The sequence below is a fragment of the Streptococcus sp. 544 genome, from assembly GCF_013277385.1.
In the GTDB taxonomy this organism is placed as follows: Bacteria; Bacillota; Bacilli; order Lactobacillales; family Streptococcaceae; genus Streptococcus; species Streptococcus mitis_BA.
The window spans coordinates 66,936-79,712 of sequence record NZ_VMMU01000019.1; the positions used below are offsets into that span (position 1 = coordinate 66,936).

At 39.2% G+C, this 12,777-nt stretch carries 11 protein-coding genes; 4 read left to right on the forward strand and 7 right to left on the reverse strand.

Annotated elements, in window-relative coordinates; all coding sequences use genetic code 11:
* Positions 1-20 precede the first annotated feature (20 nt).
* The 5 genes from HT728_RS08250 to HT728_RS08270 all read right to left on the reverse strand — a co-directional run bounded on the left by HT728_RS08250 (position 21) and on the right by HT728_RS08270 (position 5,866).
* On the reverse strand, positions 21-1,217 hold the full coding sequence (locus tag HT728_RS08250) for an argininosuccinate synthase (protein ID WP_173219442.1): 1,197 nt from the start codon (positions 1,215-1,217) through the stop codon (positions 21-23).
* Between the two features lie 16 nt (positions 1,218-1,233).
* Positions 1,234-2,040: an ABC transporter substrate-binding protein gene (locus tag HT728_RS08255; protein ID WP_001038474.1), complete on the reverse strand. Its 807-nt coding sequence runs from the start codon at positions 2,038-2,040 to the stop codon at positions 1,234-1,236.
* Between the two features lie 206 nt (positions 2,041-2,246).
* Positions 2,247-2,888: an ABC transporter ATP-binding protein gene (locus HT728_RS08260; protein WP_173219439.1), complete on the reverse strand. Its 642-nt coding sequence runs from the start codon at positions 2,886-2,888 to the stop codon at positions 2,247-2,249.
* The gene (locus HT728_RS08265; protein ID WP_173219436.1) at positions 2,885-4,993 is read right to left on the reverse strand and encodes a bacteriocin-associated integral membrane family protein; all 2,109 of its coding nucleotides are present in this window, start codon (positions 4,991-4,993) and stop codon (positions 2,885-2,887) included. Before HT728_RS08265 ends, HT728_RS08260 begins: the two co-directional genes overlap by 4 nt.
* A 285-nt stretch (positions 4,994-5,278) precedes the next feature.
* The gene (locus HT728_RS08270; RefSeq protein WP_112444496.1) at positions 5,279-5,866 is read right to left on the reverse strand and encodes a hypothetical protein; all 588 of its coding nucleotides are present in this window, start codon (positions 5,864-5,866) and stop codon (positions 5,279-5,281) included.
* Between the two features lie 926 nt (positions 5,867-6,792).
* On the opposite strand from HT728_RS08270, the gene HT728_RS08275 reads away from it, so the two are divergent.
* Positions 6,793-7,644 carry a helix-turn-helix transcriptional regulator gene (locus tag HT728_RS08275; RefSeq protein WP_173219433.1) on the forward strand — a complete coding sequence of 284 codons (852 nt, stop codon included), beginning with the start codon at positions 6,793-6,795 and terminating at the stop codon, positions 7,642-7,644.
* 36 nt (positions 7,645-7,680) lie between these two features.
* On the opposite strand, the gene HT728_RS08280 is transcribed toward HT728_RS08275, so the two are convergent.
* Entirely contained in the window at positions 7,681-8,301 is a 621-nt protein-coding gene (locus tag HT728_RS08280) for a LysM domain-containing protein (RefSeq protein WP_173219430.1), read from the reverse strand.
* A gap of 241 nt (positions 8,302-8,542) precedes the next feature.
* Between HT728_RS08280 and sdaAB the strand changes: the two genes are divergently transcribed.
* From sdaAB to HT728_RS08295, 3 genes are read left to right on the forward strand one after another with little or no spacing between them, the layout of a single operon-like run.
* The gene (sdaAB, locus tag HT728_RS08285; RefSeq protein WP_000838912.1) at positions 8,543-9,214 is read left to right on the forward strand and encodes an L-serine ammonia-lyase, iron-sulfur-dependent subunit beta; all 672 of its coding nucleotides are present in this window, start codon (positions 8,543-8,545) and stop codon (positions 9,212-9,214) included.
* 8 nt (positions 9,215-9,222) lie between these two features.
* Positions 9,223-10,095, forward strand: coding sequence for an L-serine ammonia-lyase, iron-sulfur-dependent, subunit alpha (sdaAA, locus tag HT728_RS08290; protein WP_112444492.1), 873 nt, complete (start codon positions 9,223-9,225; stop codon positions 10,093-10,095).
* 21 nt (positions 10,096-10,116) lie between these two features.
* Positions 10,117-10,749, forward strand: coding sequence for an HAD family hydrolase (locus HT728_RS08295; RefSeq protein ID WP_112444490.1), 633 nt, complete (start codon positions 10,117-10,119; stop codon positions 10,747-10,749).
* Between the two features lie 113 nt (positions 10,750-10,862).
* Here the strand turns inward: HT728_RS08295 and HT728_RS08300 are convergent, their stop codons facing one another.
* Positions 10,863-12,713 (reverse strand): nucleoside-diphosphate sugar epimerase/dehydratase, encoded by a 1,851-nt coding sequence (locus HT728_RS08300; protein WP_173219427.1) that lies wholly within the window; start codon positions 12,711-12,713, stop codon positions 10,863-10,865.
* Between the last annotated feature and the right edge of the window lie 64 nt (positions 12,714-12,777).

The following is a 12,777-nucleotide window of genomic DNA, read 5'->3' on the forward strand; positions in this document are numbered from 1 at the left end:
CACCTCTCTAGTCAATCGCCCTATTTGGCGCTTTTTTGAACCTCAGAATGAACCTTAGTTGGAAGTCCCCACAACTTAATAAAGCCAACAGCTGCATCTTGGTCAAAGGTATCTGCACTAGTATACGTCGCCAAATTTTCATCGTAAAGTGAATTTGGTGATTTCCGAGCCACGACCTGAGCACTTCCCTTATACAGTTTAACTTTTGCAGTCCCATTGACAACTTTTTGAGTCTCTTTAATATAAGCAATCAAGGCTTGTGTAGCCGGACTAAACCACAAAGCATTATAAATGAGATTTGATAATTCATTTTCTATGATTGGTTTAAAATGAGCCACTTCTCTCACAAGCGTCAAGTCCTCAATTTCCTTATGAGCTGTCAGCAGGGTCACTGCACCTGGACACTCATAGATTTCTCTTGATTTAATCCCAACCAAACGATTTTCCACGTGGTCAATCCGTCCAACCCCATGTTTTCCAGCTATTTCATTGAGTTTTTGAATCAAATCTGCCAATTTTAACCCTTCTCCATTAAGGGAAACAGGGACACCTTCACTAAACTCAATATCAATGTATTCTGGCGTATCTGGAGCTTGCTCTGGAGAAGTTGTGATGCCAAAGGCTTCTTCTGGAGCCTGATTCCATGGATTTTCCAAAATACCACACTCATTGGCACGTCCCCAAAGATTTTGATCGACAGAGTAGGGATTGTCAAGGTCAGCAGGAACAGGCACCCCATTTTCCTTGGCATAATGAATTTCTTCCTCCCGAGACCATTTCCATTCACGAACTGGCGCAATCACTTTTAAATTGGGATCCAAGGCTGCAATCGATACTTCAAAACGTACTTGGTCATTCCCCTTACCTGTACAACCATGGGCAATTGTAGTCGCTCCTGTCTGATGCGCTATTTCAACCAATTTTTTAGAAATAAGAGGGCGGCTCAAGGCAGATACCAAGGGGTACTTTTGTTCATAATAGGCATGTGACTGGAGAGCTACTAGCACATAATCTGTAGCAAATTCGTCCTTGACATCAATGACATAAGATTCGACTGCCCCAACCTTAAGAGCCTTATCATGGATGAAATCTAAGTCTTTCCCTTCACCCACATCCATACAAACTGCAACAACATCATAGTCTTTCTTCAGCCAGGTAATAGCAACTGATGTGTCCAAACCGCCAGAATAGGCCAAAATTACTTTTTCTTTACTCATGTTCTTTTCCTTCTTTCTATTTTTCAATGGACGCTTTAAAGGCATCCTCAATGAGTTTGTCTAATTCTCCAGACTCCTTCAACTTTTGAATGGTTTTATCGACTGCCTCTTTTAATTCCTTGCTATCTTTTTTCATGGCGACCGCGTAGGAATCATCTTGCTCTTTTTCAAAATTGAGGTCTGCGATTGCTAAATCAGGATTATTTTCCACAAATCCCTTGGCAACTGGTTCTTCAAAGATAACGGCATCCACTTGTCCTGATTTTAAATCTGTAATTAAATTCCCATTTTTAGGCAGAGATACGAGGGATGAATTTTGTAGCAAATCTTTCGCCATCGTTTCTTGAATCGAACCTTTCTGCGCTCCAACCTTTTTCTGCGCCAAGTCATTTACAGACTGATAAGTGGCCAAGTCAGATTTTTTGACAATGAGCTTATTTTTTGCAGTATAGTAGGGAGTTGAAAAATCGAACACCTTGCTCCGTTCATCTGTCTTAGAAACACCAGATATGGCAAGATCGGCTTTTCCTGATTGAACACTAGCCAGTACATTGTCAAAACTCATGGGAGATAGTTCCAATTCGACACCTAGTTCTGTTGCGATAGCCTTGGCTAATTCGATATCTGAACCCACAATCTGATTTTTCCCATCAACCACTTTTTGGTATTCAAATGGAGCAAAATCTGGATTAAGGGCTACAACCAATTTTCCTTTGGACTTGATGGCTTCAATTCCAGCCGATTGATTGTTACTACAAGCAAATAGTAGGGGGAGCATCACTAAACCAAACATCGTCATCAACACCTTCTTCATCTTATTCATAACAAAGCCTCCTTTATGTTTATTCTTTTTTGTTGTATAAATAATACTCCTATACTCATCCTTTGTCAAGCCTAAATTGAAAAAATTTTCAATTTGAAACAAAAAAACCTAGAAATACTACATAAAAATGTCATTTCTAGGTGTATTTATGCTATTTCTCTCTGGGAAACATGAGTATTCAGCCAGTCAAAATGAGCTGAATGAACTCATTTCCCTTCGCCCAATTCAATGATTCGATGACATTGTTGGGCTACATAAGCATCGTGGGTCACAATAATAACTGTTTTCCCTTCTCGATTCATCTCTAAGAGAAACTTCAAGACCAAATCTCTATTTTCAGGATCCAGAGAACCTGTTGGTTCATCGGCTAAAATCAGCTGGCTGGGTTTTAAGATGGCTCTAGCAACTGCAATTCGTTGTTGTTCGCCACCAGACAACTCGGAGACCTTTTGGTGCAAAGTAGCTGACAAACCTACTCTCTCTAAAATCTCTTCCACCTTTTTGAGTTTGTCTTTCTTAGACAATTTCACATATTTCAGCGCCAGCATGAGATTGTACTCGACCGTTTCATCATCAATCAGGGCAAAATTTTGAAATAGATAAGAGATATGTTCACGGATTATTGTTTGTGACTTGGCAGAATTGACCGCTAGATTTGTCTGACCAAAAATCTCATACCGTCCGCTATAATCACCATCTATCAAACCTAATAAATTTAACAAGGTTGACTTACCACTACCACTTTTTCCAACGATGGCAACCAAATCTCCCTGATCAATCCTGAGAGATAAGTGATCCAAAATCACTTTTCCCCCAATGGTTTTGGTAATATTTTTCAACTCAATCATAAGATGCCCCCTTTCAATAACTCTACTAGACTTCTTTTCTCCATCCTAGAAGCCAAGCCTAGCACAAATAGTATATCCAGACATGTAAAGCCTGCAAACAGCAGAAATGGCAAGAACGCATGGGCAAAGAAAATCAAGACTAGAAGAGGCAGACTATAGCCCAGCAAGAGCAGAACGAGGAGAGGACGGTAGCGATCGACCAGTTTCCACCCCATAAACTTCTTGGTGATAATATCCCTGCGCTTCAACAAGAAAGTAGTAACGAGTAAAAAGTAGGAGACAATCATACTGAGAAGAGCAAATAAGGCAAAAAGAACGTTAAAATTACGAACAGAATCCCGATAGGTATCAACTATCCCCTCTTGAATGGCTTGAATAGATGAAAATTTTAAATAATTTCCATCTGACAATTTCTCAACTAACTCTGTAATCTCTTTTTGATGTTGAACCGTATTTTCAATTTTAATCGGATTATTTAAGCCAGTTGTTGACAGGGAGGCTTTCTCATCCCACATCATATCAGAATCATTGACCAAGCTAATAATTGGATTGGAGAGATTTTCCTTTCGCTTATCACTATATGGGAAAAATGACCAATCTCCTTCATAATAGGCAATCTCGACATCCATCTCCTCTATCGTTCGTTTTTGCTGCTCTTCATACTTCATCGAATGAAAGGCAATTAACTTCCCCAAGAGCTGATTTTTATCTTCTTCACCTTTCGTACTTGCTGGCATCAAAATAACTTTTTTAATACCGGTATCTGGTAGCTTGAATCCCTTGCTCTTTAGAAAATTGCGATTGGCATAGTAAACATCCACCGTATCTGTTAACTGATATTGCTGAATCTGTTCTGATTGGACAAAATTTTTTACAGGAAGACTGCTACTCTGCACATAGCCCGCCTGCGTTTTTTCTACCAAATCCTGATAAAATCGATAGAAATAATCTGTAGATTTCCCTGACCCTGCTAGCTCTTCTTGCCACAGATTATCATTGAGTTTGAAGGTTTCTAAGGTCAGGTAATTACCTTGACTTACCCACTGTTGCTGATAAGCCAATTCTTTGTTTTCTTGTTCTAAACTTCTGCCCACCCCAATCAGTAAGGCCGTCAGTAAAATAGTTGTCCCTATTTTCATCACATAATTGAAGATGAGACCAAGTTTGACAGATGAAAAACCCTTCAACATGGAGCTGACTGTCATTTTCTGAATCATCAGGTAGGTCAGCCAACTGATGAACAAATACAACTGTAAAAGCAGAAATTGGGATAAGAGTAAACTTGGGAACAGAAGTTTTGGTCTGTAGTCCAGCACTAAAAATAGTCCCAAGTCAATGATAAGACTTCCACCCAAGAGAAGATAAAAATTAGTCTTTACAAAACCAGCTAAAATCGCTCTACTTTGGAAACCAAGTAACTTTTGAACCCCCACTCGTTTCATCTCCATCATCGGCTGATAAACTGTCATTAAAATCACAAGCAAGATTGCCAAGATAAAGATAATGATAGATAGTAACAACTCTTGATTTAGCACTCCAACCTGACTTCGGTAAGTGGGTTCTAACAAAATCGTCTTATCTATCTGGAAAAAATCACTCCACTTTTGTAGAATGGTATCACGATCTATCTCTTTGCTGGAGGTAATCATGTAACGTCCATTTACAGTATGGGATTTATCCTCAATATAGGATTGGAAGGTCTGGAGTCGAATGAGTTTCACCTTTAAAAAGGTGGGAATGGTTCCTAGATTATTGGGAAGGTCCTGGTTGCTGTAGACTCCCTTCTCATTCTTTGAAAAATCAAGAGAAGTCAGACCGAACTCCTGATAGGGGAAGGTTTCCTTATTAAAAACACCAGCCTTGACGGCCTCATCGCCATTATCTACTTTGATAATAGAGACCTTGTCTTGACTTGCAACCTCTTCAAAAAACTGGAGAATCGTTTCTGTCGGTTTAGTGACATCTTTCAAGTACAAGTCAAATGAATAAGTTGTCTTGCCCATCTCCTGAATCCGCACTATTTCTCGTGTAACATTTACATTCAGGACAAAAAACGTAGTACACAGCAAGAGCAGGAGCATACAGAGATGACTGATTTTTTTCATAGAGATACCTCCTGTGAAGAGACGAAAGCGAGATAGGTGCAGGTACTTTTTATTTTTTACTAAATTTTAAGTAGGTGTAAATAAATCCTGCACTTATAGCCAGAGTTGTCCACCATTTAAAATCAATATGCAAAAGTGAAAAGATTATAAAACTGATGATTAGCGAGGCTAAAAGATAGACAATGATTAAAATTTTATTTTTCATAGGAATTGCCTTTCTGAATGGATTCTAGTGTTTACAGCTCATTTGTAAAGTTTACAATAAACAACTAGGGCAATTGTCAATCAGAATGTTCTTTTATCTGTCAATAATCCTAGAAAATCTTGTCGTTTCAAGTCGGAGAAATGTTTGGTAGAAAGACTTCCTTTTTGAAGTCCATCATCTCTAACCTGCAAATAATAGCTATGTTGGCTTGTTTTAATTGTCAAAAAATCGCCAAATATAAAAACTCTTTTCCAGTTGCGAATCTCAAATTCTTTCATCTCTGATTTTGGAATGCGGATAAGTCCTTGTCGCAAATCACGATGGTGCTCACTTGTGAAAGTCATCCCATTCCCAAGATTTCTTATCAGTAGTTCATCTGGAGTCACCATCACCAGCGCTATTTTAGTTAAGAAAATTTCAACTGTTGGTGGTAAAATCGCCAAATTAAACCAGGGATGTAGGTAGCGATAGGCTAAGAAATAATGAGGCTCCTCACCCAATCCTAGTTGTTTATATAAGGCCTTGACCTCACTATCTAACCTCGCTTCAAAAGACACATCCGAATGCGCTTCTTCCTTCTTCTGATTAAAATAACGCATCCAGACTAGGAAACCTATAAAGACTAGGACAAATATTCCTGATAAAAGATATTTTAAATTGTAGTTCATTACTTAACCTCCTGATTCACGACTTAATCTAATCAACATAGGGTAGAGACGACTTATATTATAGTATATTGAGGTTAGAACAAGACGAGTCTGGGACAAAAAGATTTTGATTTTACGAATTCTTTATTATAAGTTTTTAAAATCGATAGATTAGACAAAAAAACGAACAAAATAGAATTATGAGTGCCATATAACTTGTTTTTGTTCGCTTTTTATATTTAAGGTTAGACTTTTGTCCCAGACTCAAATATCTTAATTACGTTGTCTCTTCCTAATTCAATCTACTATAAAATACTTTTCCTACTATATGCGAACTAAGTCCCCTAACAAGAGATAGCATTTAATGCTACTCCTGCTACAACAACAGCTACATTAAATTTAGCTAATTGAGATGAGGTAAATTTAGATTATTAACTTTAGTAAACAAGAAAAATTCTTATTTTTTCTTTTTATCATTGAAAAAATAAAAAATAAAATTTTCAATCATCAGTGTTACAATAACAAGTCCAATTAAATCAGTTAATTTTATCCTCATCCAAAACCAAATAATGTAGGCTAAAACAGTACAAACCGTTACTGTATATTTTATTGTTTTAAATATCTTTCTACCTCCAGTCTATCGGTTATTCTATTCAATCTCTATAAGACCAATTTCAAAATATAATTTTAGCCGCCCTATTATATATTATTTAGGATTCCCCATTGGACTCACTTTCCTTCTTTATTAAAAACAAACTCATCACATCGGCCATCTCCATGGGAAAACCGTAGCAATGCTAAATAAGAAAGCAAGAAGAACTAAAAAGCGAAAAACTTTTTTCACACATTATTTTAGTTTTCTTTTTTACTATTCCTGTTACTATGATACAATATTTTTAATTGGATTTTATTATTTGTTAACTTTTTTCACGAAAAGGAGAAAGCCCATGCGTTATGATTTCGGAAAAGTCTATAAAGAAATACGTGAGTCAAAAGGATTGACCCAAGAAGAGGTCTGTGGGGAGGTTCTCTCAAGAACCAGCTTATCAAAAATTGAAAGTGGCAAGGCAACTCCCAAATATGAAAATATGGAGTTTCTTCTCCGGCAAATCAATATGAGTTTTGAAGAGTTTGACTATATTTGCCATCTCTACCACCCAAGTGAACGATCAACTATCATGCAGACTTTTCTAAAAATGGCTTCTATTAGTGGTACGAGCGACTTAAGTAAATTACTCAAAAAATGTCAACATTATCTAAAAACACATCATGATTTCCCCATCCAGCAGTTACAAGATATGCTCGAAATCGTTATCTACATCCGTGAAAATGGGATAGAAAAATTGTCAAGTAAGGTTGACAACATTGTAAATAGATTATGGGATAAGATTGAGAAACAAGATACTTGGTATGAGAGCGACCTCAAAGTCCTTAATACCATTCTCTTTGCTTTTCCTATAGAGTATATTCATCAGATTACCGAAAAAATTCTCGAACGACTAGAGGTTTATAAACACTATAGTTCTATCTTTCAGCTTCGTATGATGTTACTTCTGAATCTCTCAACTCTTTATCTTTACAATGGTGATAAGTTGCTTTGCAAACAGCTTTGCTACACTCTCTTAGAGGAGGCAAAAGCAAGCAAACAGTATGATACACTTGCGTTTGCCTATATTCGTATCGGCATTTGTGCTAATGATGCTCAGTTAATAGAGAATGGACTCTCCTTAGCTAAACTAGTAGAAGATGAACACTTACTAACAGAGCTAGAGCGTGAAGTTAACATCTTTGTAAACTAAAAAGAAAGCCATTGAGACTTCCTTTTCTATATTTTCTTAATACCAGCCATTGTTAAGCCAGAAGTTTTTAGCGGCTGTCCATGAACCGTAACGTCCTGCAACGTAGGCATCTGCTACACGTTCTTGGTTTTCAGCTGAGTAGTCACCATTCAAGTATGAATCTGTCAATTGGTAACGTCCGATGTAACGTCCGTTTGTAGCTGTGTAGCTACCGCCTGATTCTTTTTGAGCGATCCATTCTTTAGCTTCTGCTTCAGATCCGCTTACAGTTGAAGCAACTGTTTCTTCTGCTACTGTTTCACTTACTACTGGAGTTTCTTCCTCTACCTCTGTAGTTTCTGCCACTGGAGCTGAAACAGCCTCATCTTGAGCAGCTGGAGCTTCATAAGTCGTTGAAGCTGGTGCTGCTGGCGCTACAGGGCCATCGATAACCAACTCTTGACCAACATAAATCAAATGAATGTTGTCAATGTGGTTGTTTTCTGCCAATTTCTCAACAGTTGTGTTGTGAGTTTCAGCGATTTCTGAAAGTGTATCACCTTCTTTAACAGTGTAAGTTGATGATTCTTGAGCAGATACAAATGATGGAGCAAATACTGCAAACAAGGCAGCTACTCCTGCAAGAGTTGTTTTAATCTTTTTAGTTGTTGATTTCATATTTGAAAATTCTCCTTCTTTCTATACTTCTATCATACCCTTTAAATATTACTGTTTCTTGACACTTTTATGTAGAAATATTACAAAATTATTTTTTATTTCCCTAAATAAGGTGTTTTTTGTCATAAAAGATACTATTTTTATGCTATTTGAGGTATTAGAAAGGTTTTCATCCGCAATTAAAGCCAAGACCCTCATTCTTTGATATAATAGAGATAAGAATTTTTATAAGGGGAAACTGATGAAATCACTTCGTTTTCAATCTGTCTTTGATATCATCGGACCAGTTATGATTGGCCCATCTAGTAGCCATACAGCTGGTGCTGTTCGTATTGGGAAGATTGTCTCTTCCATTTTTGATGATACTCCGACAGAAGTCGAATTCCAACTTTTTAACTCATTTGCCAAGACCTATCGTGGTCACGGAACAGACCTAGCCCTTGTTGCAGGTATTTTAGGCATGGATACAGATGATCCTGAAATCCCAAATAGTCTGGAGATTGCCCACAAGCGTGGCATCAAGATTGTCTGGACCATTCAGAAAGACAGCAATGCTCCTCATCCAAACACCACTAAAATTACCGTTAAAAATGCCCACAAGACCATCAGTGTGACTGGTATTTCTATCGGTGGAGGAAATATTCAGGTAACCGAACTCAATGGCTTTGCCGTCTCTCTCAATATGAATACACCGACTATCATCATTGTTCATCAAGATATTCCAGGTATGATTGCCCTCGTAACAGAAGCCCTTTCACGCTATGGTATCAATATCGCCCAGATGAATGTCACTCGTGAAAAAGCTGGTGAAAAAGCTATTATGATTATCGAAGTTGACAGTCGCAACTGTGATGAGGCTATCGAAGAAATTCGAAAAATCCCTCATCTCCACAATGTCAATTTCTTTAAATAGGAGGAAGCATGTTTTATTCTATCAAAGAATTGGTCGAGCAAGCTGATCTGGACTTTCAAGGAAATGTCGCAGAACTCATGATTACAACAGAGTTTGAATTGACCGGTCGCGAACGTGAAGAAGTCTTCCTTCTCATGGAACGCAATCTGGAAGTCATGAAAGCCTCTGTCCAACTTGGCCTCAATGAAAATAAATCTCGTAGTGGCCTGACAGGTGGAGATGCTGCCAAACTGGATCACTACATCAAAAACGGAAAAACTCTGTCAGATTACACAATTCTCTCTGCTGCCCGAAATGCTATCGCAGTCAATGAACACAATGCTAAAATGGGCTTGGTCTGTGCCACTCCGACCGCTGGAAGTGCTGGCTGTCTGCCTTCCGTTCTCACTGCTGCTATTGAAAAATTAGACCTCAGCCACGAGCAACAGCTGGATTTCCTCTTTGCTGCCGGTGCCTTTGGACTAGTCATCGCAAACAATGCCTCTATCTCAGGTGCTGAGGGTGGCTGTCAGGCCGAAGTCGGCTCTGCCTCTGCTATGAGCGCTGCCGCCTTGACTCTGGCTGCAGGCGGGACACCCTATCAAGCCAGTCAAGCTATTGCCTTTGTCATTAAAAACATGCTGGGCCTCATCTGTGACCCTGTGGCCGGTTTGGTCGAAGTTCCCTGTGTCAAACGCAATGCCATGGGAGCTAGCTTTGCATTTATCGCAGCAGACATGGCCTTGGCAGGTATCGAATCTAAAATCCCTGTTGATGAAGTGATCGATGCCATGTACCAAGTGGGTTCAAGCATGCCAACTGCCTTTCGCGAAACAGCTGAAGGTGGACTTGCTGCCACCCCTACTGGTCGTCACCTCCAAAAAGAAATTTTCGGAGAATAAGCTTATCAAATAGGAGAAATCATGACCTCTATCTCAGCTATCTTTTTCGATCTGGATGGAACCCTCGTTGACAGTTCTATCGGGATTCACAATGCCTTTACCCATACCTTTAAGGAGCTGGGGATACCTAGCCCTGATGCCAAAACGATTCGTGGTTTTATGGGACCACCTCTCGAAAGTAGTTTTGCGACCTGCCTGCCTAAAGAACAAATTTCTGAAGCCGTGCAGATATACCGTTCTTACTACAAGGAAAAAGGTATCTATGAAGCTCAACTATTTCCTCAGATTGTAGACTTGCTTGAGAAGCTATCGAGCAAATATCCTCTTTATATCACCACTACAAAGAATACTCCAACCGCTCAAGACATGACTAAAAACTTGGGAATCTATCATTTCTTTGATGGCATTTATGGTTCCAGCCCTGAAACACCTCATAAGGCAGATGTCATTCGCCAGGCCTTACAGATACATCAACTAGCACCGGAACAAGCCATCATCATCGGAGATACCAAGTTTGATATGCTGGGAGCTCAAGAAACAGGCATTCAGAAATTGGCCGTCACTTGGGGATTTGGGGAGCAAGCAGACTTGCTAGACTATCAACCTGATTATATCGCCCACAAACCATTAGAAGTTTTAGGGTATTTTCAATAACATAGACTGGGCAACAACCCCATTTCAGAATAAAATGAAGTAAATCTATACATAACAAAACGCATATTACCAAGGTTCTTCTGTACTGACCTGATAATATGCGTTTTTCTTTTTTATTCAACGTGGGTAGTTTGATTGGCAAAGGCGATAATAGCTTGCTTCAACTCATCTCCACTAAGAGTACGAAACTCTTCAATCTTTTGACTGATGACTTCTAGGGGCATGACATTGACCTTACCAACGAAAATCTTATCCATAACTTGGTTATCAACGAGTTCTGTTGATACCAAGAGTTCTTCGTAGAGTTTTTCACCTGGACGGATTCCAACTTCAACGATTGGAATTTCACTTTCGGTGTGTCCACTTAGAAGGACCATTTTCTTGGCCAGGTCATAAATCTTGACTGGTTTACCCATATCAAGGATAAAGACTTCCCCATCCTTGGCATAAGCACCAGCATGGATAACCAGACGGCTAGCTTCTGGAATGGTCATGAAGTAACGGGTCATGCGGAAGTCTGTCACCGTTACAGGCCCACCTTCAGCAATCTGGCGTTCAAAGACTGGAATGACACTACCACGGCTACCAAGTACATTCCCAAAACGAACCGCACAGTAGGTTGATTGACTACGTTGGTTAAAGCCAGTGACAATCAACTCAGCTACGCGCTTGGTTGCTCCCATAACATTTGGTGGATTAACCGCCTTATCTGTCGAAATCATAACCATCTTAGGTACTTTGGCTTCATCAACAGCCTTAGCAACATTGTAGGTTCCACGGATATTGTTTTTGAAGGCTTCTTTTGGATTGCGCTCCATCATAGGAACGTGCTTGTGGGCAGCTGCATGATAAACAATAGCTGGCTTGTACTGCTTAAAGACTTGCAAGAGACGGTCGTAGTCTTGAATATCTGCGATAACTGGCACATAATCAATCCCTTGGAACTTGCGAATCAATTCATGATACACAAGGTAAATTGAGTTTTCCCCATGCCCGAGCAAGACGATGCGTTCAGGATTGAAGCGACTAACTTGGCGACAGATTTCAGAACCGATTGAGCCACCAGCACCTGTAACCAAGATCGTCTTACCTGTAAGTTCTGCGCCCAGACGCGATTCATCAAGACGAATTTCTTGACGTCCCAAAAGGTCCGTAATATCAATTTTTTGGAACCCAGTAGCTGCTTGGTGAAGGCCTTGAACAACAGTTTCAACCTTAGGCATCTTGTAACATTTGACACCCAGTTTGTTACACATCTGCAAGATACGTTCATATTCTGACGGGTCAAGCGACGGAATCGCAACGATAACACGCTCTATTTGATGACGTTTGGCTAATTCAGGCAGATCATCATATGAACCCAAAACAGGAATTCCACCAAGTTTTTGGCCCTTTTTCTTAGCATCCTTGTCCAAAATACCAACAAGTTCCAAATCACTGGTTGGATGTTGGTAACTATCCATAAAGAGGGCCCCACCATCACCAGCACCAATCAAGAAGGTTCGACGGTGTTCTCCATCGCCACTTCCTTTTTTGCGTCTAGAGTAGATTAACTGCCAAGTAATCCGTGGCAATAAAATCAAGAAGGTACTCAACAAGATAAAGAGAATGATGAAACGGATTGAAAAGAGTGGCAAGAAGGCATAGCAGATACTATATGACAAGACGCTGCTCGCAGTCACACCAAAAAAGATTTTCATAAAATCTGTGATCTTGCTGTAACGACTAATACTAGCATTCAAGCCCCAAAATCCAATCATCAATTGATAGAACAGGAAGGCCAAACTCGTATAGATAATGTAGTCAACAGGTGCTGGATTAATCAAGCCGTAGAATAAGATATAAGATACAATGATGGAAACCACCATACTGAAAATATCAAATATTCCCCAGAAAACCTGTTTTTGTTGTTTATTTAAAATTTCCACCAGATCAATCACATAATCTGTGAGTTTTTTATTCATAGAAATTTACTCCTCCTTAAAAGAGCTGGATATTTATATTGTTATTATAACACTTTTTATCCAG

What these genes read in the sequence shown, in the direction of transcription:
- HT728_RS08255 (WP_001038474.1), bottom strand. Translation starts at nt 2,040, where the DNA reads ATGAATAAGATGAAGAAGGTGTTGATGACGATGTTTGGTTTAGTGATG.
- HT728_RS08270 (WP_112444496.1), bottom strand. Translation starts at nt 5,866, where the DNA reads ATGAACTACAATTTAAAATATCTTTTATCAGGAATATTTGTCCTAGTC.
- HT728_RS08280 (WP_173219430.1), bottom strand. Translation starts at nt 8,301, where the DNA reads ATGAAATCAACAACTAAAAAGATTAAAACAACTCTTGCAGGAGTAGCT.
- HT728_RS08250 (WP_173219442.1), bottom strand. Translation starts at nt 1,217, where the DNA reads ATGAGTAAAGAAAAAGTAATTTTGGCCTATTCTGGCGGTTTGGACACA.
- HT728_RS08260 (WP_173219439.1), bottom strand. Translation starts at nt 2,888, where the DNA reads ATGATTGAGTTGAAAAATATTACCAAAACCATTGGGGGAAAAGTGATT.
- HT728_RS08265 (WP_173219436.1), bottom strand. Translation starts at nt 4,993, where the DNA reads ATGAAAAAAATCAGTCATCTCTGTATGCTCCTGCTCTTGCTGTGTACT.
- sdaAA (WP_112444492.1), top strand. Translation starts at nt 9,223, where the DNA reads ATGTTTTATTCTATCAAAGAATTGGTCGAGCAAGCTGATCTGGACTTT.
- HT728_RS08300 (WP_173219427.1), bottom strand. Translation starts at nt 12,713, where the DNA reads ATGAATAAAAAACTCACAGATTATGTGATTGATCTGGTGGAAATTTTA.
- sdaAB (WP_000838912.1), top strand. Translation starts at nt 8,543, where the DNA reads ATGAAATCACTTCGTTTTCAATCTGTCTTTGATATCATCGGACCAGTT.
- HT728_RS08275 (WP_173219433.1), top strand. Translation starts at nt 6,793, where the DNA reads ATGCGTTATGATTTCGGAAAAGTCTATAAAGAAATACGTGAGTCAAAA.
- HT728_RS08295 (WP_112444490.1), top strand. Translation starts at nt 10,117, where the DNA reads ATGACCTCTATCTCAGCTATCTTTTTCGATCTGGATGGAACCCTCGTT.